This window comes from Nonomuraea gerenzanensis (assembly GCF_020215645.1).
GTDB lineage: Bacteria > Actinomycetota > Actinomycetes > Streptosporangiales > Streptosporangiaceae > Nonomuraea > Nonomuraea gerenzanensis.
The window spans coordinates 6,990,515-7,009,853 of record NZ_CP084058.1 but is presented as its reverse complement, the minus strand read 5'-3'; the positions used below and the strand labels follow the sequence as shown (position 1 = coordinate 7,009,853).

General features: G+C 73.2%; 20 protein-coding genes. 8 read left to right on the top strand and 12 right to left on the bottom strand.

What is annotated here, in order from left to right; genetic code table 11:
• Nucleotides 1–267: 267 nt before the first annotated feature.
• Complete coding sequence (locus tag LCN96_RS32720) at nt 268–1,146, bottom strand: RNA polymerase sigma-70 factor (RefSeq protein ID WP_225266286.1); 879 nt, start codon at nt 1,144–1,146, stop codon at nt 268–270.
• 444 nt (nt 1,147–1,590) lie between these two features.
• Here LCN96_RS32720 and LCN96_RS32715 point away from each other — a divergent pair, with 444 nt between their 5' ends.
• A complete protein-coding gene (locus LCN96_RS32715) occupies nt 1,591–2,793 on the top strand; it encodes an FAD-binding oxidoreductase (RefSeq protein WP_225266285.1) in 1,203 nt (400 codons plus the stop codon).
• A gap of 1 nt (nt 2,794) precedes the next feature.
• On the opposite strand, the gene LCN96_RS32710 is transcribed toward LCN96_RS32715, so the two are convergent.
• The 3 genes from LCN96_RS32710 to LCN96_RS32700 are packed head-to-tail and all read right to left on the bottom strand — an operon-like array spanning nt 2,795 to nt 5,030.
• The gene (locus LCN96_RS32710) at nt 2,795–3,394 is read right to left on the bottom strand and encodes a dihydrofolate reductase family protein (RefSeq protein WP_225266284.1); all 600 of its coding nucleotides are present in this window, start codon (nt 3,392–3,394) and stop codon (nt 2,795–2,797) included.
• Entirely contained in the window at nt 3,391–4,230 is an 840-nt protein-coding gene (locus LCN96_RS32705; RefSeq protein ID WP_225266283.1) for a metalloregulator ArsR/SmtB family transcription factor, read from the bottom strand. The genes LCN96_RS32710 and LCN96_RS32705 overlap by 4 nt, the downstream gene beginning before the upstream one ends.
• A gap of 53 nt (nt 4,231–4,283) precedes the next feature.
• The gene (locus LCN96_RS32700) at nt 4,284–5,030 is read right to left on the bottom strand and encodes a siderophore-interacting protein (RefSeq protein WP_225266282.1); all 747 of its coding nucleotides are present in this window, start codon (nt 5,028–5,030) and stop codon (nt 4,284–4,286) included.
• A 90-nt stretch (nt 5,031–5,120) separates the two neighbouring features.
• On the opposite strand from LCN96_RS32700, the gene LCN96_RS32695 reads away from it, so the two are divergent.
• Entirely contained in the window at nt 5,121–5,840 is a 720-nt protein-coding gene (locus LCN96_RS32695; RefSeq protein WP_225266281.1) for a TetR/AcrR family transcriptional regulator, read from the top strand.
• Between the two features lie 63 nt (nt 5,841–5,903).
• Here the strand turns inward: LCN96_RS32695 and LCN96_RS32690 are convergent, their stop codons facing one another.
• Complete coding sequence (locus LCN96_RS32690; protein WP_225266280.1) at nt 5,904–6,374, bottom strand: OsmC family protein; 471 nt, start codon at nt 6,372–6,374, stop codon at nt 5,904–5,906.
• Between the two features lie 155 nt (nt 6,375–6,529).
• On the opposite strand from LCN96_RS32690, the gene LCN96_RS32685 reads away from it, so the two are divergent.
• Together LCN96_RS32685 and LCN96_RS32680 are read left to right on the top strand one after the other, a co-directional pair.
• The gene (locus LCN96_RS32685; RefSeq protein WP_225266279.1) at nt 6,530–7,177 is read left to right on the top strand and encodes a PadR family transcriptional regulator; all 648 of its coding nucleotides are present in this window, start codon (nt 6,530–6,532) and stop codon (nt 7,175–7,177) included.
• 20 nt (nt 7,178–7,197) lie between these two features.
• A complete protein-coding gene (locus tag LCN96_RS32680) occupies nt 7,198–8,067 on the top strand; it encodes an alpha/beta fold hydrolase (protein WP_225266278.1) in 870 nt (289 codons plus the stop codon).
• Nucleotides 8,068–8,074: 7 nt separating this feature from the next.
• Here the strand turns inward: LCN96_RS32680 and LCN96_RS32675 are convergent, their stop codons facing one another.
• From LCN96_RS32675 to LCN96_RS32655, 5 genes are all read right to left on the bottom strand, one after another.
• Nucleotides 8,075–9,649, bottom strand: coding sequence for a penicillin-binding transpeptidase domain-containing protein (locus tag LCN96_RS32675; protein ID WP_225266277.1), 1,575 nt, complete (start codon nt 9,647–9,649; stop codon nt 8,075–8,077).
• 77 nt (nt 9,650–9,726) lie between these two features.
• Nucleotides 9,727–10,386 (bottom strand): lysophospholipid acyltransferase family protein, encoded by a 660-nt coding sequence (locus LCN96_RS32670; protein WP_225266276.1) that lies wholly within the window; start codon nt 10,384–10,386, stop codon nt 9,727–9,729.
• A gap of 266 nt (nt 10,387–10,652) precedes the next feature.
• Nucleotides 10,653–11,249 carry an NUDIX hydrolase gene (locus LCN96_RS32665; RefSeq protein WP_225266275.1) on the bottom strand — a complete coding sequence of 199 codons (597 nt, stop codon included), beginning with the start codon at nt 11,247–11,249 and terminating at the stop codon, nt 10,653–10,655.
• A gap of 12 nt (nt 11,250–11,261) precedes the next feature.
• Nucleotides 11,262–12,449: a sensor histidine kinase gene (locus tag LCN96_RS32660; RefSeq protein ID WP_225266274.1), complete on the bottom strand. Its 1,188-nt coding sequence runs from the start codon at nt 12,447–12,449 to the stop codon at nt 11,262–11,264.
• Nucleotides 12,446–13,099: a response regulator transcription factor gene (locus tag LCN96_RS32655; RefSeq protein WP_225266273.1), complete on the bottom strand. Its 654-nt coding sequence runs from the start codon at nt 13,097–13,099 to the stop codon at nt 12,446–12,448. Before LCN96_RS32655 ends, LCN96_RS32660 begins: the two co-directional genes overlap by 4 nt.
• 107 nt (nt 13,100–13,206) lie before the next feature.
• On the opposite strand from LCN96_RS32655, the gene LCN96_RS32650 reads away from it, so the two are divergent.
• Genes LCN96_RS32650 through LCN96_RS32635 form a run of 4 tightly spaced genes read left to right on the top strand, consistent with a single transcriptional unit; the run spans nt 13,207 to nt 16,859 of the window.
• Entirely contained in the window at nt 13,207–13,725 is a 519-nt protein-coding gene (locus LCN96_RS32650) for a hypothetical protein (protein ID WP_225266272.1), read from the top strand.
• Nucleotides 13,722–14,780 (top strand): efflux RND transporter periplasmic adaptor subunit, encoded by a 1,059-nt coding sequence (locus LCN96_RS32645; protein WP_225266271.1) that lies wholly within the window; start codon nt 13,722–13,724, stop codon nt 14,778–14,780. The genes LCN96_RS32650 and LCN96_RS32645 overlap by 4 nt, the downstream gene beginning before the upstream one ends.
• A gap of 32 nt (nt 14,781–14,812) precedes the next feature.
• Nucleotides 14,813–15,565, top strand: coding sequence for an ABC transporter ATP-binding protein (locus LCN96_RS32640; protein WP_311131966.1), 753 nt, complete (start codon nt 14,813–14,815; stop codon nt 15,563–15,565).
• Nucleotides 15,566–15,608: 43 nt separating this feature from the next.
• Nucleotides 15,609–16,859 carry an ABC transporter permease gene (locus LCN96_RS32635; RefSeq protein WP_225266270.1) on the top strand — a complete coding sequence of 417 codons (1,251 nt, stop codon included), beginning with the start codon at nt 15,609–15,611 and terminating at the stop codon, nt 16,857–16,859.
• Between the two features lie 94 nt (nt 16,860–16,953).
• On the opposite strand, the gene LCN96_RS32630 is transcribed toward LCN96_RS32635, so the two are convergent.
• Both LCN96_RS32630 and LCN96_RS32625 read right to left on the bottom strand, forming a co-directional pair.
• Entirely contained in the window at nt 16,954–17,283 is a 330-nt protein-coding gene (locus LCN96_RS32630; protein ID WP_225266269.1) for a hypothetical protein, read from the bottom strand.
• Between the two features lie 71 nt (nt 17,284–17,354).
• Nucleotides 17,355–19,328 (bottom strand): HelD family protein, encoded by a 1,974-nt coding sequence (locus tag LCN96_RS32625; RefSeq protein ID WP_225266268.1) that lies wholly within the window; start codon nt 19,326–19,328, stop codon nt 17,355–17,357.
• Nucleotides 19,329–19,339 lie beyond the last annotated feature (11 nt).

Below are 19,339 nucleotides of genomic sequence, written 5' to 3'. Positions count from 1 at the left end.
TCTTCCTGTGCGGCCTCGCTGTTGAGGTAGCGGCAGGCATCGTCGTTGCTGCCCGGCCGGATGTGCGCAGGATCATGTCCGTCGTGTCGGGCGCAGAGTGGTTTGTGCTGGGCTGGCGCATGCCGGGGCGACTGCGTGTGGGGCTGGGTGCGCGGGGCTGGGCGGGTGTTGGGCTGACTGCGTGGGCTTGGCGCGGTGGTGCGTGCTGTGCGGCGCTCCGGCCCCCTCGGCTCGGGTGGTGAGGGGCCGGGCGCGCCGGGCGCGAGGTCAGCGGCTCAGGATGATCTCCTGCTCCATGTGCGACAACTTCTCAGGATTGCGTACGGCGTAGAGCCCCGTGACCAGCCCACCCTCCACCCGAACCGCCAGCACGGTGTCGAGCTCCCCGTCGATCCGGATGACCAGCGCCGGACACCCGTTGACCTGCGCCGGCACCAGCGACCGCGACGCGGGGACCCGCCCCAGCACGGCGGCCACGTCGGCGGCCCCCACGATGGGCGCCAGGGCGGCCTGCTTGATCCCGCCGCCGTCGGTCAGCAGGACGACGTCCGGCGCCAGGACGTCGAGCAGCACCTGAAGATCCCCCGTCTGGACGGCCCGCTGGAACGCCGTGAAGGCGTCCCGGGACTCGGCGGGGGAGATCGCCTCGCGGGGCCGGCGTGCCGCGACGTGTGCCCGCGCCCGGTGGGCGATCTGCCGGACGGCCGCCTGGGTCTTGTCCACGGCCTCGGCGATCTCGTCGTAGTCCAGCCCGAACACCTCGCGCAGCACGAACACGGCCCGCTCCGTCGGCGACAACGTCTCCAGCACCAGCAGCATCGCCATCGACACGCTCTCCGCCAGCTCCACGTCCTGCGCCACGTCAGGCGTGGTGAGCAGCGGCTCGGGCAGCCACGGGCCGACGTAGGACTCCTTGCGCCGGCCGAGCGTCCGCAGCCGGAGGAGGGCCTGGCGGGTGGTGATCCGCACCAGGTACGCCCGCTGGTCCCGTACCTCGCCCAGGTCGACGCCCGCCCATCGCAACCAGGTCTCCTGCAGCACGTCTTCCGCGTCGGCGGCCGAGCCGAGCATCTCGTAGGCGACGGTGAACAGGAGGTTGCGGTGGGCGACGAACGCCTCGGTGGCGGGGTCCGGGGTGTCGGGCATGGAGGGCTCCTGTTCGCTTTCTACTGTCACATCCACCAGATGCATGGAGGTGCAGTTTTGTGACACCTGGTCGCTGGCTGGTCCATGCTGCCTGAGCGGTGATTCGGGTGTCTTGTGGCGTATGTCACGTTCGCTGTGCTGTCACAAGGAGGGGGTCGCCGGCATCTCGTGGTCGTCCGGCAGCGGCCGGGCCAGTCGAGATGGGGAACAGTGATGAGTTCAGCGCTTGAAATCCTTCGCCGCGACTTCGGTGGCGCGATCATCGAGCCGGGCGGCGGGGCGGAGTACGAAGCGGCCCGCCGTTCGGTGATGGCGTTGGGGAACCCGGCTTACGTGCTGCGTCCCGAGAGCGTCGCCGATGTCCAGGCGGCGGTCCGGTTCGCAGCCGCAGTGACAGCACAGGCCGCAGTGACAACACAGGCCGCAGTGACAACACAGGCCGCAGTGACAGCGCAAGCCGCACTCACGCCCACGCCCGCCCAGAAGCCGACCCTGTCCGTACGGGGCGGCGGCCACGCCTTCGCCGGTTTCGCCAGCAACGACGGCGGCATCGTGATCGACCTCGCCCACCTGGCCACCGTGGACCTCATCGACAAGGAGCGCCACCTCGTCAGGATCGGCGGCGGCGCCACCTGGGGCCAGGTCGTGGCCGCCCTCGCCCCGCACGGCCTGGCGATCTCCTCGGGCGACACGAGGAGCGTCGGGGTCGGCGGGCTGACGTTGAGCGGCGGCATCGGCTGGAAGGTACGCAAGTACGGCCTGGCCCTGGACAGCCTGGTGGCCGCCGACCTGGTCACGGCGGACGGAGCGGTCGTGCGGGCCAGTGCGGAGGAGAACCCGGACCTGTTCTGGGCGATCCGCGGCGGCGGCGGGAACTTCGGCGTGGTGACCGCCTTCGAGTTCGCGGCACACCCGACCACGGACGTCTTCCACGGCAGGATCACCTTCCCGGCGCAGGAGGCGGCCACCGTGCTGCGAGGGTGGGCCGACCACCTGCGCACCGCACCGGCGGAGCTGACCTCCATCCTGAACGCCGCCAACCCCTTCGCAGGCGGCCCCGACGCCCCGGTCGAGATCCTCGTCACCTTCGACGGCGACGACCCGCAGCTCGCCGCCCTGGCCATCGACCCGATCCGCCGCCTCGGCACGGTGATCGGTGACGACGTGGAGCTGCGGCCGTACGCGGACGTCCTGGTGGAGGGGGTGACGCCGCCGCCCGGCATCCGGTTCGTCACCCGGAGCGCGTTCGTCGGCGAGGGGTCGGTGGCGGCGGTGCTGGACCTGCTCGCCGAGGCCGGGACGTCACCGGGGTCGCCGCTCCTGTCCGTGCGCAGCCTCGGCGGCGCGGTGTCCCGCGTCCCGGACGACGCCACGGCCTTCGCGCACCGCCGGGCGGAGCTGATGATCGTGACCAGCGTCGCGGGCCCGGAGCCGGTCGTCGAGGCCGCCCGCCCCGCCCTGGACGCGCTCTGGGACAGGCTGGCGCCGCACACGGACGGCGCGTACGCCAACTTCCTCGCCTCCGCCACCGAGGCGGACGTCGCGGCGGTCTATCCGGCGCCGACTTACGACCGGCTCGCGCAGGTCAAGCGCCGCTACGACGCCGCGAACCTGTTCGCGCACAACCACAACGTCCGGCCCAGGTAGCTCACCGCACCCGGTCGTAGACCAGCGACAACGTGCCGTGCTCGCCCGCGACCTGCCTGACCGGCGCCCACCGGCCCGCGGGCAGGCCGTCGTCGAACAGGCGCGGCCCGCCGCCGAGGAAGACGGGGAAGACCGTGATCGCGAGCCGGTCCACCTGGTCGGCGGCCAGTAGCGCCTTGATGACGCTGGCGCTGGAGAGCACGAGGATGTCGCCGCCCTCGGCCGCCCTCAGCTCCTCGACCACCTCGGCGGCCGGCCGGTCGAGGACCGTCGTGCGCTCCCACGGCGCCTCGCGCAGAGTGGAGGAGAGCACCACCTTGTCGGCGTCCACCAGCCACTTGGCGAACCCCTCGTCACGCGGGTCGGCGCCCTCCATGCCGATGACGGTGGGCCAGAACCCGAGGAACCCCTCGGCGTTCACCCGCCCGAGCAGCGCCGTCGTCGCCGGCTCCCAGAGGCCGGTCAGGTGGTCGCGGGCGACGTCGGTGACGGCGTACGGCATGACCCAGCCCATGTCCACCGGATTGTCCGGCTGGGCGTAGCGGCCGTCGAGGGAGAGGGCCATGTTGGTGACGACCCTGCGGCCGGCGTGCTGCGTCATCGGGTGCTCCTGATCTCTGCGTCGGTTGCGGTGAGGATGGTCGCGAGCCGGTCGAGGCTCTGGCCGAAGCCGAGCTCGATGCCCGCGACGAAGTCGGCGGACTCGACCGTGCTGCCGGTGACCCGGTAGTCGACGTCGAGGTCCGTGCCCGCGCCGGAGGGGCGCAGGGCGAGGCGGACGTGGGCGGTGAAGGCCGCGCCGCCGCCGGGAAGCTGCGGGGAGAGCCGGTACGACAGGTGCTCGGCGGGCCGCACCTCGTCCACGACTCCCTCCGCCCGGCCGGCGACCAGGTCGGCGCCGGTGGTGTCGTCGGCGTCGCGGTACTCCTGGACGATCCGCCCGCCCGGCCGCGCCTCGAACACCAGCTCCGAGACGCGCAGGTCGTCGGGCGTCCACCAGCCGGCGAGCAGCGAGGGCTCGGTCAGGTGCCGCCAGACCAGCTCAGGCCCGCCGGCGAGCGACCGCTGGAAGGTGAACGAGCGGCCGTCCGCCCACCCCGGCTCCGCCGCCTCCGCGCGCGCCGCGTCGAGGCTGAGCCCGTAGCGGTCGAACGTCTCGCCGGGGCCGCCCTTCCTGTCGGCGGTGTCGGCGAGCCGGTGCAGCTCGGCCGCCAGGTCGCGCAGCGGGCCTGGCCTGAGCGCGTAGATGCGGCGCTGGCCGGTGCGCTGAGCCGTGACGAGCCCGGCGCGCTCCAGGGCCTGCAAGTGCTTGGTCGTCTGCGGCTGACGCGCCCCGGCGAGCTCGGCGAGGACGCCGACCGGGCGGGGCCGCTCGGCCAGCAGGCTCACGAGCCGCCATCGGGCCGGGTCGGCCAGTGCGGTGAGGAGTGCCTCCATGGGTAGAAGTATTCGCCATGAAGAATATTCGTGTCAAGGAATAATTCGAGGTCTCAATGCAGGCCCCGCTTGCCGGGCGTCCAGAACGGCTTGACCTTGATGGCCCTGCGGGGCCAGTTGCGCTCGCGTACGAGATAGTCGCGGATCATCTGGCACGTGCGCGCCTCGCCCGCGAGGTAGGCGGCACCGGTGTTGCCGGGCAGCTCCAGGCCCGCCACCGCGGCGAGCAGGGTCTTCGAGGACGCGGCCGGCGCGCCCATGCGGTGCACGCGGCGCAGCTCGTGCGGGCCCGGCATGGGCGGGTCGTGCTCGGCGGACTCGCTCTCCAGCACGCCGTGCACCCGCGCGTCCGCCCCGAGCCCGCGCAGCATCGGGCCGAACGCCGCGCTCGCCGTCTCGTCCCCCGCGAACAGGTGGAACGGGGCGTCGTCGGAGGTGAAGAAGTCGCCCTGCGGCCACCAGAACGTCACCGCGTCCCCCGGCGCCGCCTCCTCCGCCCAGCGCAGCCCGATGCCGTCGCCGCCGTACAGGTGCGCGCGCAGCTCCAGCCCTCGCCGGTCGGGGTCGAGCTCCCACACGGTGTACGTGCGCAGCGTCTCGGCCGGGCGCAGGATCCCGTAGACCGACAGCGGATCGTTGATCTGGACCCGGATGTGCTGCCCGGGCCGGTACGGGAACGCGATCGGCACCTCGGTCGCCAGCCGGATGCGCCGCATGGTGGGCGTGACGAGGCCCGTGTCGGTGACCCTGGCCTCCATGACGTACTTGGCGAAGGCGTTCGCCAGCGGGTTGCGTGCCACGACGGCTCCTTAATGACGGTAAGTTTCCTTAGAGGCATTAAGCAAACATAGATGCCCTAGGATGTCAACGAGCGCGAGAAGGGTGGGCGGATGACCGCACAGGGCGTCAGCAGGCGCGAACGGGTACGGCAGGCCACGCTGGCGGAGATCCGCGCGGTCGCGCGCAGGCTGCTGATCGAGCAGGGGCCGCAGGCCGTCACGATCAACGCGGTGGCCAGGGAGATGGGCATGAGCGGCCCGGCGCTCTACCACTACTTCGCGGGGCACGACGAGCTGGTCGGCGCGGTCACGGCCGACTTCTTCCGCGAGCTGACGCAGGCCATCGAGTCCGCCCGCGACGCGTGCCCGCCGGGGGAGCACGCCCGGCGGTTGCTGGCGGCCTGCCGGGCGATGCGGCGCTGGGCCGTCGAGCACCGGGCGGAGTTCGGCTGGGTGTTCGCCAGCCCGATCACGGCGGAGCGGCGGCCCGACTCGCCGCGTGAGCTGGCCGGGCGCGACTTCGAGCAGGTCTTCCTGGAGGAGGTCGCCGAGCTGTGGAAGAGCAGGCCCTTCCCGGTGCCCGCCGCTGAGGAGCTGGACGCCTCCATCAGGGAGCAGTTGCGGGCGTACGCGGCCGCCGGCGGCACCGGGCTGCCCGTGGCGGCGATCCACGTCTTCATGTCGTGCTGGATCAGGCTGTACGGCCTGCTCTGCATGGAGGTGCTGAACCAGCTCGACTTCGTCTATTCGGACATGGAGCCGGTGTTCGAGGAGTGCCTGCGGGAGATCGCGCCCAGGCTCGGCCTCGACTACGACGCCGCCTCCGGCTGATCAGCTCAGCCGGAGACGCGGACGGCTGCTCGCCTCAGCCGGCCACACGGCCGGCTGCTCGCGTCAGCCGGCCACGCGGACGGTCGGCTCGTGGCGGACGGGGAAGTTGACCGAGGCGGCGATGAAGCACGACTTGTGCGCGTCGGCGTGCAACGCGAGCGCGGTCTCGGCCATCTCCTGGGCGGCGACGGTGACCGCCGGGTGCAGCACCACCTCGGTGAAGTGGCCGCCGTCGGCCGTCTCCGCCATGGTGCCGGTCGCGGTGTCGGTGTACTCGGTGACGATCACGCCCGCCATGGCGCACTTGTGCAGGTACCACAGCATGTGACACTGCGACAGCGAGCCGACCAGGAGCTGCTCGGGGTTCCAGCGTGCCGGGTCGCCGCGGAAGGCGGGGTCGGAGCTGCCCGCGATGACCGGCGGGCCCTCGGCGGACAGCTCGTGCTCACGGCCGAAGTCGCGGTAGCCGCTGGTGCCGGTGCCCTTGTTGCCCGTCCAGGTGACGACGGTCTGGTAGCTGTGCTCGCGGCTCATCGGTGGCCCTCCTCCGGCTGGTGTCTGCCCTCGCACGCTATCGTGCGCGCCCCCGGAGCCGACGCCGCGGGCGGGGCACGCCGCTGGAGCTCAACCCTTGCCTCCTGAATACTCGTCCGCGTATATTCGCAGACGAGTAGAAGGCGGTGAGGGCGATGCCCCGACGGCGTCCGGTGAGCAACCTGCTGGCCCTGGCCGTGCTGACCGTCGTCGTCCAGCGCCCGATGCACCCCTACGAGATGGCCTCCGTCCTGCGCGCTCGCGGCAAGGACCAGGACATGCCGATCAAATGGGGCTCCCTCTACACCGTCGTGCGCAACCTGGAGAAACACGGCCTGCTGGAGGCGGTGGAGAGCAACCGCCAGGGCGCCCGTCCCGAGCGGACCGTCTACCGCATCACCGAGGCGGGCCGCGCCGAGGCCGACGACTGGACCAGGGAGCTGCTGTCCACCCCGCGCCACGAGCCGTCGGCGTTCGAGTCGGGCCTGTCGGTGATGGGCGGTCTCGGCCCCGGCGAGGTCGCGCCGCTGCTCCGGCAGCGGCTGGAGCTGCTGGAGCAGCAGATCGAGGCCGATCGGCGGGCGATGGAGGAGGAGCGGGCCGAGGTGCCCCGGCTGTTCCTCGTCGAGTCGGAGTACGCGCTGGCGATGCGGGAGGCCCAGGCCGCCTGGGTGCGCTCGCTGCTGGCGGAGCTGGACGGGGGCACCTTCCCCGGCCTGGCGCGATGGCAGGCATATCACCGTACGGGCGAGCTGCCGCCCGACGTGGCGGACCTCGCGGACCGGGGCCGCCCCACCGACTGAGGGCAAGAAGGGGAGCCACCATGTCCACGACGACCGCCACCGGCACCGCGACCTCCGCCGACGGCACCACGATCAGCTACCGCCGGCTCGGGCGGGGGCCCGGCCTGGTGATCGTGCACGGCGCCATGCAGACAGGGCACAGCCAGTCAGAGCTGGCCACGGCCCTGGCCGCCGGCTTCACCTGCTACCTGCCCGACCGCCGGGGCCGGGGCGGCAGCGGCCCCGTGGGCGCAGGCTACGGGCTCGCCCGCGAGAGCGAGGACCTCGACGCCGTGCTGCGGGCCACCGGCGCCCGGTACGCCGTCGGCGTCAGCTCGGGCGCCGTCATCACCCTGCACACCGCGCTCACCCGCCCGGCGGCGCTGAGCAAGGCCGTGCTCTTCGAGCCGCCGCTCGGCCTCGACGCCGACGACGTGCGCGCCGCCCTGGAGCGCTTCGACCGCGAGCTGGCCGAGGGCCGGATCCCCGCCGCGCTCGTCACCGGCATGCGGGCCGCGCGGCTCGGCCCGCCGCTGTTCAACGCGCTGCCCCGCCGCGTGCAGGAGTGGCTGACGGGCCTGATGCTCAACAGCCAGGACGGGACGGCGGGGGAGCAGCCGACGTTCAGGGAGCTGGCCCCGACCCAGCGCCAGGACATGCAGCTCGTGGCCGAGGCCCCGGCGGACTTCGCGGCGTACCGGACGGTCGAGGTGCGGACGCTGCTGCTCGGTGGCAGCAGGAGCCAGGGCTACCTGCGCTCGGCGCTCGCCGAGCTGGAGCGCGTCCTGCCGCGCGCCCGGCGCGTGGTGATGGAGGGCCTCGACCACGGCGCCACGCAGAACGCCGCCCAGCGCGGGCGCCCCGAGCGGGTGGCCGAGGAGATCCGGCGCTTCCTGGCCGAAGACTCCTGAGTAGCGGCTACAGGTTCTTGAGGAACGTCGCCGCGACGGGGGCGGCCACCGCACCGCCGCCGCCCCCGCCCTCGACGACCACGGCGAACGCGACATCCCCCTTGAACCCCATGAACCAGGCGTGGGAGTCCAGCTTCTCGCCCGTGCCGTACTCGGCGGTGCCGGTCTTGCCGTGCGTGCCGGCCGGCAGCCCCGCCGACTTGGCGGTGCCCTTGGTCACCACCGCCGCCATCATCGTGTGCAGCGCGGACTTGACCCCCTCGGGCAGCTCCCGCTCCTCGGCCTTCTGCTTGATCGAGGGCACCAGCGTCGGCGGGCGCCACGTGCCGTCGGCGATGGCCGCGGCCACCGAGGCGATCGACAGCGGGCTGGCCGTGATCCTGGCCTGGCCGAACGACTCGGCGGCCAGCTCGGCGTCGGACTCGGCCCTCGGGAAGCTGGCCTTGGTGGCCGGTACCCCGATGTTCAGCGGCTGGTTGAAGCCCACGTCCTGGGCCACGTCCATCAGCTTGGCGGCGCCCAGTTTCGACTTCGCCAGCGGCGCGAACGTCGTGTTGCACGAGTGGGCGAAGGAGTCGAGGAACGAGATCGACCCGAACGACTCCTCGTCGGAGTTGCGGATCGACAGCCCGCCGACGTTGACGTTCTTCGGGCAGGTCACCGTTTCCTGCGGGGACACCCCGTTCGCCAGCAGCCCGATAGCGGTGACGGCCTTGAAGGTCGAGCCGGGCGGGTAGCGGCCGTCGAGTGCCCGGTTGAAGCCGCCCACGTTGTTCACCACGGCCAGGATCTCGCCCGTCGAAGGCTTGATCGCGACCAGGGAGGTGGGCTTCTTCATGTCCTTGACCGCGGTCACGGCGGCGGCCTGCGTCCGCGGGTCGAGCGAGGTCTGGACGGGCTCGCCCTCGGTGCCCTCGATGGTCTCCAGCGTCTGGTCGCCGAGCTTGATCTCGGTCGCCGGGGTGCCGGCGAGCTGCTCCTGGAAGGACTTCTGCAGCCCGTCGTACCCGACGGCCTGCCCGACCTTGTAGGAGGAGCCGAGCCTGGCGACGTCCTTCTTGGTGGCCTTGGCGAGGTAGCCGACGAGCTGCTGCACCGAGCCGCCGACCGTGCCGGTGTCGATGCGGTCGCCGTTCGCGTCGGTGATCTCGGCCCGCTCCGGCCACTTGGTCTTGAGCGAGAACGCGGCGCCCCCGGTCAGCGACGGGTGCAGCGTGGCGGGCTTCCAGTCGACCTTCCAGGTGCGGTCGGCCACCACCAGGTCGATCTTGCCCTGGTAGGTCCACGCGCCGATGTTCTTCAGGTTCAGCGTGGCGGTGTAGGGGACGCTGGCCCGGTCGTCGCCCTCGGTGACCCGGCCCAGCTTGATCGCGGCCGACTCCACGGCGAGCGCGGTGCGCTGCTGGTCGTACGCGGTGAGCGGCTGCTGGGCGGCCAGCTCGGCCGCCATGGCGTTCTTGTCGCCCGCCTGCCACGCCGCGGCGAAGCGCTGCGCGGTCTCAGCCGGTGTGCCCCTGGTGTGCAGCACGTAGTACGCCCCACCGGCCGCGGCCCCCACCACGAGCACGGTGGCTCCGGACACGATCGCGATCGTACGACCCCGCGCCACTGATCAGCCCCCCGCATCTCGACGACAGGTGTCCGAGCCTAGCGTCCGAATCAGGGCATTCCATTCGAAGCCTTGTAACTGGTGGCATAGGTCGGGACGTACTCCTGCCCGGACAGCTTCTGGATGGCCGCCATGATCTCGTCGGTCACCCGCCGCCGGTCACGCGCGTTGGCGTGGTCGCCCTCGAACGTCATCGGCGCCCCGATGGTGATGCCGATCCGCGCGGGCCTGGGCACCTTGGCCCCGTAGGGCAGCACCTTGTCGGTGCCGCTGAGCGCCACCGGCAGCACCGGGGCGCCGGTCTTCAGCGCCAGCCAGGCCACCCCGATCTTGCCGCGGTAGAGGCGGCCGTCGGGGGAGCGGGTGCCCTCGGGGTGGATGCCGAACAGCTCGCCCCGCTCCAGCAGCGCGGCGGCGTCGTCGAGCATGGCCTGGGCGGCGTGCGCGCTCTCCCGGTCGATCGGCAGGCTGCCGCCCAGCCGCATGAAGAAGCCGGAGACCGGGTTGCCGTCGAAGTACTCGTTCTTGGCGGTGAACGTCACGTGCCGGGGCAGCAGCGCGGGGAGCAGGAACGAGTCGAGCACCGACAGGTGGTTGGCGGCCAGGATCGCGGGCCCGCTCCTCGGCACGTGAGCCGCGCCCGAGATGTGCGGCCTGCACACCGCGTGCGTGAGAGGTGCGGCGGCGAACTTGACCACTTCGTACAGCAACGAGCTCTCCTGATCGTCGGGCCTGCGGCCACCCCACCATAAGGCAGGCGCCCCGCCGGTGCGGCGGGACGCCTGGGAAAAGCTGTTAGGCCGATGTGGCGGTCGCCTCCTCGGCGAGGTGCACAACACGGCTCCAGCCGAACGGTATTCCGTGAAGGCGGTAATTTGCGGCCCGGGGGACACTAACCACATCGGCAATCTTGAGTTAAGCACACCGGCCGCCCCTGGAGGTAATCGCGCCTTCCCCATCGGCCGCTCCCAGCCGGTCAGGTGCGCGTCCAGTGGGGCTGCGCCACGTCGAAGACCCGCTGCTCACGCCCCCGCAACGCCACCTCGGCGAACTGCCACAGAATGGCCCCCGTCGGCGCGTGGATCACGATGGACGGCCCCAGCGGCATCTGCAGCAGCTCCCCCCGCCACCGCGGCACCCCCGGCGCCAGGAACCGCTCCAGCGGCACCGCGTGCACCGAGGCCACCTCGCGCGGATCCGGCACCGGCTCCTGACGGCCGCCGAACGCCACCACCGGCGTGATCACGAACCCCGAGTCGGTGACGAAGTCGTCGAGCAGCCCCGCCACCTCGACGCCCGTGATGCCGGTCTCCTCGGCCAGCTCGCGCAGCGCCGCCTCCTCCGGCCGCTCCCCGTCGTCGGCCCGCCCGCCGGGCAGCGCCCACTGCCCCGGGTTGCGGCCCCGGGCGGCCCGCCTGATCACCACGACGTACGGGCGGCCCGTCGGGTCCTCCAGCACGCACACGGTGACGCCGGCCCTGCGCACCCCGCCGACCGGCGGGACCTGCCTGCGCTCGAAGGCGGCCAGCCGGGCGGTGACCTGCTCGCGCAGCGTGTCGATCGGCGTCAGCATCCCTCCAGGATCTCACGAAGGCGTGCGCGGCAGCCGTACCTCCACCCGCAGCCCGCCCTCGGGCCGCGCCAGCGCCGTCACGGACCCGCCGTGCGCGACCACGATGGCCCGCACGATCGACAGCCCCAGCCCTGCCCCCTGGAAGGACCGCACGCGTTCGCCCTGCATCCGGCTGAACGGCTCGAACAGGTCCTCCACCTCGTACGCGGGCACCAGCGGCCCGGTGTTCTCCACCGTGATCGAGGCGCCCTCCGGCTGCCCGGCCACGGTGAGCCAGATGTGCCCGCCGCGCACGTTGTACTTGATCGCGTTCTCCAGCAGGTTGAACACGCACCGCTCCAGGAACAGCGGATCGCCCTCCACCAGCGCGGGCCGCAGGTCCTGGTGCAGGGTGACGGGCCGCTTGCGCGAGCCGGGGTCGAGCTGCTCCAGCACGGTGCGCGCGACCTGCTCCACGTCCACCGGCTTGCGCACGGTGAGCTCCTGCTCGGACTGCGCGAGCAGGAGCAGCCCCTCGATCAGCCGCTCGTAGCGGGCGTTGGTGCCCAGCAGCGCCCTGGCCAGCGCCTTGAGGTCCGCCGAGGCCGCCGGCTCCTCCAGCGACACCTCCAGCACCGTACGGTTGACCGCCAGCGGCGTACGCAGCTCGTGGGAGGCGTTGGCGATGAAGCGGCGCTGCGCGTCGAACACCCGGCGCAGCCGGTCGAGCATCGCGTCGAACGTGTCGGCCAGCCGCTTGACCTCGTCGGGCGGGCCGCGCAGCCCGATCCGCTCGTGCAGCGTGCTCTCCGACAGCCGCTGCGCCGTCTCCGTCACCCGGTCCAGCGGCCGCAGCGCGCGGTCGGCCACCACGTACCCGAGCAGCAGCGCGATGATCCCGACCAGGATCATCACCACCAGCGACCAGCTCACCATCTCGCTCAGCACGCCGTCGGCCCTGCTCTGGACGTCGCGGCGGAAGATCACGTCACCGGCGGCCTCGGGCGGCGGTGGCGCCTGGGCGAGGGGCGCACCGCCGGTGATCTTGACGGGGCCCGTGACGAACTGCTGGTCGAGCGCGCGTGCCGTGATCAGGTACGTGAGGCCGAGCAGGATCGAGCCGGAGACGAAGAACAGCCCGCCGTACAGCAGAGTCAGCCGCAGCCGTAAGCGCCTGCTGTTCCACCACAGCCGCGCGCGGGCGGGCGGGGCCGGATTCACAGCCGGTAGCCCTTGCCGGGCACGTTGTGGATCGCCGGCGGCAGGCCGAGCTTCTTGCGCAGCGACGTGATCGTCACGCGCAGCGCGCCCGTGCCGGGCTCGGCGTGCTCATCCCAGACGCTCCTGCGCAGCTCGCCGGAGGTGACCAGCTCGCCGTCCGCGCCGAGCAGCACCCGCAGCACGTCGAACTCCTTGCGGTTGAGCGAGACGGGACGCCCGTCCCTGACGACGGTGCGCCGGGCCGGGTCGAGGGCGATGCCGCCCCGTTCGAGCAGGGGAACCGCCGAGCGGGCCGAGCGCCTGGCCAGCGCCCTGACCCGCGCCACCAGCTCGGCGAACGCGAACGGCTTGACCAGGTAGTCGTCCGCCCCCAGCGCCAGCCCGCCCACCTTGTCACGCAGCTGGCCTGCGGCGGTCAGCATGAGCACCCGCCGCCCCTCGCCGCCCGCGCGCAGCCGCCGGCACACGTCGTCGCCGTGCACCCCGGGCAGGTCGCGGTCGAGCACCACGACGTCGTAGTCCACGTACGCCGCCAGCTCCAGCGCCTCCTGCCCGTCGTAGGCGACGTCCACGGCGATCGCGTGCAGCCTCAGCCCGTGCGCGACCGCGTCCGCCAACCGCTCTTCGTCCTCGACGACCAGCACTCGCATGCCCCGAGCGTGGCGGATCACGTGTTAGCCGCGGATAAGGGCTTATCCGGTTCTAGCACCCCATGGTCTGAAGTGGGGCCGCACCTCAGACAGAAGGAGCGAGAGTGATGAAGGTACGGCTGCTGCTGACCGCGGTCGCGCTGGCGCTGGCCGGGTGCGGAGCCCCGGCCGCGCGGGAGGACGGCGTCGTCAGCGCCGGCGGCGGGACGGCCTCCGCCGAGCCCGCCGCCAGCGCGTCGGCGTCGCTGGACCCGGAGGACGCCGCGCTGAAGTTCGCGCAGTGCATGCGCGAGTACGGGGTGGACATGCCCGACCCCAAGGAGGGCCGGGTCCGGCTCACGGTGCCCGAGGGGGCGGACAAGAAGAAGCTGGAGGAGGCGCAGCAGGCGTGCCACCCCATCATGGAGGCGGCCGTCGGCGAGGGCGAGGGCCCGGACGCTGCCGATCACGACCAGCTCGTCAAGTTCGCGCGGTGCATGCGCGAGCAGGGCGTCGACCTGGCCGACCCGCAGCCCGGCCGGCCGCTGCGGATGGACCTGCGCGGCGTGCCGAAGGAGAAGGCCGAGGCCGCGCAGCGGGCCTGCGAGCAGTACGCCCCCGGGGCCCCGAAGAAGGACGCCCCATGAGGAAGGGACTCCTGCTGGGCGGCAGCACCGTCCTGGCAGCCGCCGCCACGTGGACGGCGGTCGCGGCCCTGAACGACGGCGGCACCGGCGCCCTCGCCCCCACCAGGCCGCCCGTCCCGGCCACCGCCGACGTCACCAGGCAGGACCTGGTGGAGACCAAGACGGTGGCCGGCTCGCTGACGTACGCGGGGGAGCGGCGGATCGCCTCGGGCGCCACCGGCACCGTCACGTGGGCGCCCGCGCAGGGCACGGTGATCCGCCGGGGGCGCCCGCTGCTGAAGGTGGACAGGAAGCCGCTGGTGCTCATGTACGGCAAGCTGCCGCTGTACCGCACCCTGGAGCGCGGCGTGTCCGACGGCCCCGACGTCGAGCAGCTCGAACGCAACCTCAAGGCGCTCGGTCACGGCGCCTACCTGACCGTGGACGACCACTTCAGCCACGCCACCGAGCAGGCCGTCAAGGAGTGGCAGGACGATCGCGGGCTGCCCGAGAGCGGGCGGGTGGACGCCTCCCAGGTCGTCTTCCAGCCGGCCGCCGTCCGCGTGACCGGCGTCCAGGCCGAGCTGGGCGCCAGGACCGCGCCGGGGCGGCAGGCACTCACCGTCAGCGGCATGCGCCGCCTCGTCCACGTGGACCTGGACACCGGCGACCAGGCGCTGGCCCGCAAGGGGGCGGCGGTGACCGTGACGCTGCCCGGCGGCGAGCGCGCCGAGGGCACGATCACCTCGGTCGGCACGGTCGCCGAGAGCTCCGGCGAGGAGCAGGACACCAGCACCACCATCGACGTGGACATCACGCTGGCCGAGCCGCCCAGGACCCGGCTGGACCAGGCGCCGGTGGAGGTGGAGATGCAGAGCGAGCGGCACGAGGACGTGCTGGCCGTGCCGGTGGAGGCGTTGCTGGCGTTGCGTGAGGGTGGGTACGGGGTGGAGATCGTCGAGGGGGGTGCGTCCCGGATCGTGGCGGTGGAGACGGGGGCGTTCGGTGGAGGGCTGGTCGAGGTGGAGGGGCAGGGGCTGGCCGAGGGGATGAAGGTGGGGGTGCCGGTCTCGTGAGCACGCCCGAGCACGGACGTGGGAGCGGTGCTGTGAGCGGCCCCGTGTACGGCCCCGGGAACGGCCCCGGGAACGGCATCGTGGAGTTACGTGAGGTGGGCAAGAGCTACCCGGGTGGCGTGCACGCGCTGCGCGGGGTGGACCTGACCATCGCCCGCGGCGACCTGCTGGCCATCGTGGGCCCGTCAGGGTCGGGCAAGTCGACCATGCTGCACCTGATCGGCACGCTGGACCGTCCCACCACCGGCACCGTCCGGGTCGCCGGGCACGACGTCGCCCGCCTGCCGGACCGCCGGCTGTCCGCGCTGCGCTCGCGCCACCTGGGCTTCGTCTTCCAGCAGTTCCACCTGGCGCCCGGCGTCAGCGCGCTGGACAACGTGGCCGACGGCCTGCTCTACACCGGCCTCGGCCGCCGCGCCAGACGCGAGCGGGCCGCCTCCGCGCTGGAGCGCGTCGGGCTCGGCCACCGGCTGCGGCACCGGCCCTCGGAGCTCTCGGGCGGCGAGCAGCAGCGGGTGGCGGTGGCCAGGGCCGTGGCGGGGGATCCGCCGCTGCTGCTTGCCGACGAGCCCACCGGCAACCTCGACTCGGCGGCGGGCGCGGACGTCCTGCGCGTACTGGCGGCGCTGAACGAATCCGGCACGACCGTCGTGATCATCACGCACGACGCCGAGATCGCCGGCTGGTGCGGGCGGCGCGTCCGCCTGCGCGACGGCCTGATCGTGGACGGCCACGAGCACGAGCACCTCGGCCCCGTGGCGCTGCTGAAAGGAGCTTCCGGATGACGGGCGACCGCAGCCTCGTGACCTTGTCGAAGGGAGCCGGCCGATGACGGGCGATCACCAGGACTGGCTCGGCACCGCGGCCGTCCCCGAGCCGCCACCGGCACCGGAACGCCTGTCGCCGGGCAGGCTCGGCCCGGCCGACGTGCTGCGCGTCGGGGCGGCCGGGCTGCGCGCCAGGCCCACGCGGGTCGTGCTGTCCGCGCTCGGCATCGCCATCGGCATCGCGACGATGATCGCCGTGATCGGCATCTCGTCATCCTCCCGCGAGCAGCTCCTGCGCCAGCTCGACCGCCTCGGCACCAACCTGCTCATCGTCACCCCCGGCCGCACGATGTTCGGCGCGGACGCCAAGCTGCCCACCGGCGCGCTGGCCATGGTGCAGCGCATCCGCCCGGTCCGCACGGCCGCCGCCACCGGCACCGTCGAGGCCACCGTGCGCCGCAACGACCGCATCTCCGAGTCCGTCACCGGCGGCATCGCCGTCCAGGCGGCCAGCACCGGCCTGCTGACCACGCTGGAGGGCGCGGTGGTCAAGGGCGCCTGGCTGAACGACGCCACGGCCACGCAGCCCGCCGTCGTGCTCGGCTCGGCGGCGGCCGAACGGCTCGGCCTGGCCAGGACCGGTGTGCAGGTGTGGATGGGCGGGCGGTGGTTCACGGTGATCGGGATACTCGGGCCGATGCCGCTGGCTCCGGAGATCGAGCGCTCCGCCCTGGTCGGCTTCCCGGCGGCGCGGGAGCTGCTCGGCTTCGACGGGTACCCCACGAGCATCTACGAGCGCTCGTCGGACGCGACGGTGGAGGAGGTGCGCGCGGCGCTGCCGCGTACCGTGAACCCGGAGAACCCGGACGAGGTCACGGTGAGCAGGCCGTCGGACGCGCTGGCGGCCAAGGCCGCCGCGGCGGGCGCGTTCACGAACCTGCTGCTCGGGCTGGGCGCGGTCGCGCTGCTGGTCGGTGGTGTGGGGGTGGCCAACACGATGGTGATCTCGGTGCTGGAGCGCCGGCGTGAGATCGGGTTGCGGCGCTCGCTGGGGGCGACCAGGGGGCAGGTGCGGGTGCAGTTCCTGGCGGAGTCGCTGCTGCTGTCGGCGCTGGGCGGGATGGCGGGCGCGGTGCTGGGCGCGCTGGCCACGGTCGGGTACGCGGCGTCGCGGGGGTGGCCGGCCGTCGTGCCGCCGTGGGCGCTGGGCGGGGCGGTGGTCGCGACGCTGGTGATCGGCACGGTGGCGGGCATCTACCCGGCCATGCGCGCCGCCCGCCTGTCGCCCACCGTGGCGCTGGCCGCCACTTGACAGCTCACCGTGGCGCCGGCCGCCACTTGACAGCTCACCATGGCGCCGGCCGCCACTTGACAGCTCACCGTGGCGCCGGCCGCCGCCTGACAGCTCACCGTGGGGTGAGCAGGATGCTGAGCAGCGTGCCGAGCAGCATCCCCGCGCCCGCGGCGATGGCGGCCCACCGGCCGAGGGGCTCGCCGCGGGCGTGACCCACGACGCCCAGCACGACCCCCGCCAGGCCGAACAGGACCGGCAGGTAGAGCACGGCCACCGCGCCGCAGACCAGCCCGATGACCGACGGCACCTGGTCAAGCACCCGAGGTGGCCGCCGTTCGGGCGATTCCGGCCGCACGAATGGCTCGGGCGGCTCCGGCAGCTCAGGCCGGTCGGGCCGCTCGGGCGGCTCCGGCCGCGCCGGCCGCTCGGGCGGTGAGGACACGCGCGGCTCCTCTCGGGCGGTGCGTCCATCACACACCGAACGGCGGGCCCCTGTCGAGGAGCATGCCCATCTCACCCGAGCTGCGGCGGAAGGGGCCGGGTGTGCACGACGTCGAGGCGGGAGACGGCCCGGGTGAGCGCGACGTACAACCGGTTCAGCCCGCGCCGCTCCGCCTCGGCGATGGCCGCCGGCTCGCACACCACGACGTGGTCGTACTCCAGCCCCTTGCACAACGACGCGGGCGTCACGCTGAGCCGGCCGCGCACGTCCAGGCCCTCGTTCCAGAGCGCGGCGGTGATCGCCTCCGTCGCGGCGTCCGCCGCGATCACCCCGATCGACCCCTCGAACGCGTACGCCTCGCGCACCACCTCGACCACCCCCTTGTCCAGCTCAGGCACCCGCGTCACCCGCAGCCGCCCGTCGGAGCGGTACGAGCGCGTCGCCGGCACCTCCACCTCCAGCGCCGCCAGCAGCGTGTTGGCCAGCTCCACTACGGCCGCCGGGACGCGGAAGCCGGTCGTGAGCGCGACGACCCGGCCGTCCGGCTTGCCGAGCAGCTCCAGACGCTGCGGCCAGGACGTGGCCGCCCACGGCGTGGTGCCCTGCGCGAGGTCGCCCAGCACGGTCAGCGAGCCGTGCTCGCTGCGCCTGGCGACCGCCCGGCACTCCATGGGCGACAGGTCCTGGGCCTCGTCCACGATCACGTGGCCGTAGCCGCGCGGGCGTTCGATCAGCGCGCCCAGCTCGTCCAGCAGCACCAGGTCGGCCGCCGACCACTGCGCGCTCCTGACGCCGCGCGGCGGCCGGCGCCAGGTCAGGGCCGCGCGCTCGGCGTCCGTGAGCACGCCGCTCGCCGGGTCACGGCCGCCGGGGGCGGGGCCGCGCAGCAGCTCGTACAGGACGTCCGCCGGTTTGACGGACGGCCAGACCTGGTCGAGCCAGGGCGTGACGCCGCGGCCGATCTTGCGCAGCCAGGGCGTGGTGGCGCTCTGGCCGCGGTTCTCGGCCTGGCGGCGGATGGACTCGACCACTCGTGCCCTGACACGCTCGCGGCCTGGGCCGTAGGGGAGGGACTCGCGCCTGGTGTCGTCCACGATGCGGCGCAGCTCGTCCTCGTACACCCGCCACCGGTAGGAGCCGTCCGGCACCGCGACGGGCTCGGCCGGCTTGGCGATCCGTCCGTACAGGGCCCTGCGCAGCACCCGCGCCATCCGCGCGTCGTGCTTGACCACGGCGGTCGCCTCGTCGTCCGTCGCCGTGACGGGGACGGTGGCCAGCAGCCGTTCCAGCGTCGTCTGCTCGACGTCCATCTCGCCGAGCGCCGGCAGCACCGCCGAGATGTAGCCGAGGAAGGCCCGGTTGGGGCCGAGCACCAGCACGCCGGCGCGGTCGAGGCGCTGGCGGTGGGCGTAGAGCAGGTACGCGGCCCGGTGCAGGCCGACCGCCGTCTTGCCGGTGCCGGGGGCGCCCTGCACGCAGATCGTGGTGTCCAGCCCGGCGCGGACCAGGTCGTCCTGCTCGGGCTGGATGGTGGCGACGATGTCACGCATGGGGCCGACGCGCGGGCGCTCGATCTCGGCCGCGAGGATCTTGCTCTCGCCCTCCTCGCCGCGGGCCAGCCGCTCGTCCTCGAAGCCGGTCAGGGTGGTGCCCGACCAGCCGAAGCGGCGGCGTACCTCGACGTCCTGCGGGTCGCGGGCGCTGGCCCGGTAGAAGACCCGCGAGACCGGCGCGCGCCAGTCGATCACCACGGGCGGGCCGCCGTGCTCGCCGCTGATGTGCCTGCGCCCGATGTGGTACGCCCGGCCCGCGTGCTCGGCGGAGCCGGGGCCGAAGTCGAGCCGCCCGAAGAACGGCGGGCCCTCGGGCTCCTCGCTCAGCTCCTTGGCCAGGCTCTTGAGGTGCCGGCCCAGGCGTTCGGCGCTGTAGCGGTCGCCGGCCACGGTCTCGCCGACGATGACGTTGTTCCGCGCGCCCTCCAGCATCCTGCGCAGGCCGGCCTTGCAGCGTTCGACGTACTCCCGCTCGTCGTCGAGCGTGGCCATCACACCTCCCA

Excerpts from the sequence above, each read along its gene's own strand:
- LCN96_RS32680 (WP_225266278.1), top strand. The coding sequence starts at position 7,198 with ATGTCCACGACGACCGCCACCGGCACCGCGACCTCCGCCGACGGCACC.
- LCN96_RS32705 (WP_225266283.1), bottom strand. The coding sequence starts at position 4,230 with ATGGAGGCACTCCTCACCGCACTGGCCGACCCGGCCCGATGGCGGCTC.
- LCN96_RS32625 (WP_225266268.1), bottom strand. The coding sequence starts at position 19,328 with ATGGCCACGCTCGACGACGAGCGGGAGTACGTCGAACGCTGCAAGGCC.
- LCN96_RS32710 (WP_225266284.1), bottom strand. The coding sequence starts at position 3,394 with ATGACGCAGCACGCCGGCCGCAGGGTCGTCACCAACATGGCCCTCTCC.
- LCN96_RS32650 (WP_225266272.1), top strand. The coding sequence starts at position 13,207 with ATGAAGGTACGGCTGCTGCTGACCGCGGTCGCGCTGGCGCTGGCCGGG.
- LCN96_RS32720 (WP_225266286.1), bottom strand. The coding sequence starts at position 1,146 with ATGCCCGACACCCCGGACCCCGCCACCGAGGCGTTCGTCGCCCACCGC.
- LCN96_RS32690 (WP_225266280.1), bottom strand. The coding sequence starts at position 6,374 with ATGAGCCGCGAGCACAGCTACCAGACCGTCGTCACCTGGACGGGCAAC.
- LCN96_RS32695 (WP_225266281.1), top strand. The coding sequence starts at position 5,121 with ATGACCGCACAGGGCGTCAGCAGGCGCGAACGGGTACGGCAGGCCACG.
- LCN96_RS32655 (WP_225266273.1), bottom strand. The coding sequence starts at position 13,099 with ATGCGAGTGCTGGTCGTCGAGGACGAAGAGCGGTTGGCGGACGCGGTC.
- LCN96_RS32685 (WP_225266279.1), top strand. The coding sequence starts at position 6,530 with ATGCCCCGACGGCGTCCGGTGAGCAACCTGCTGGCCCTGGCCGTGCTG.
- LCN96_RS32665 (WP_225266275.1), bottom strand. The coding sequence starts at position 11,249 with ATGCTGACGCCGATCGACACGCTGCGCGAGCAGGTCACCGCCCGGCTG.
- LCN96_RS32635 (WP_225266270.1), top strand. The coding sequence starts at position 15,609 with ATGACGGGCGATCACCAGGACTGGCTCGGCACCGCGGCCGTCCCCGAG.
- LCN96_RS32645 (WP_225266271.1), top strand. The coding sequence starts at position 13,722 with ATGAGGAAGGGACTCCTGCTGGGCGGCAGCACCGTCCTGGCAGCCGCC.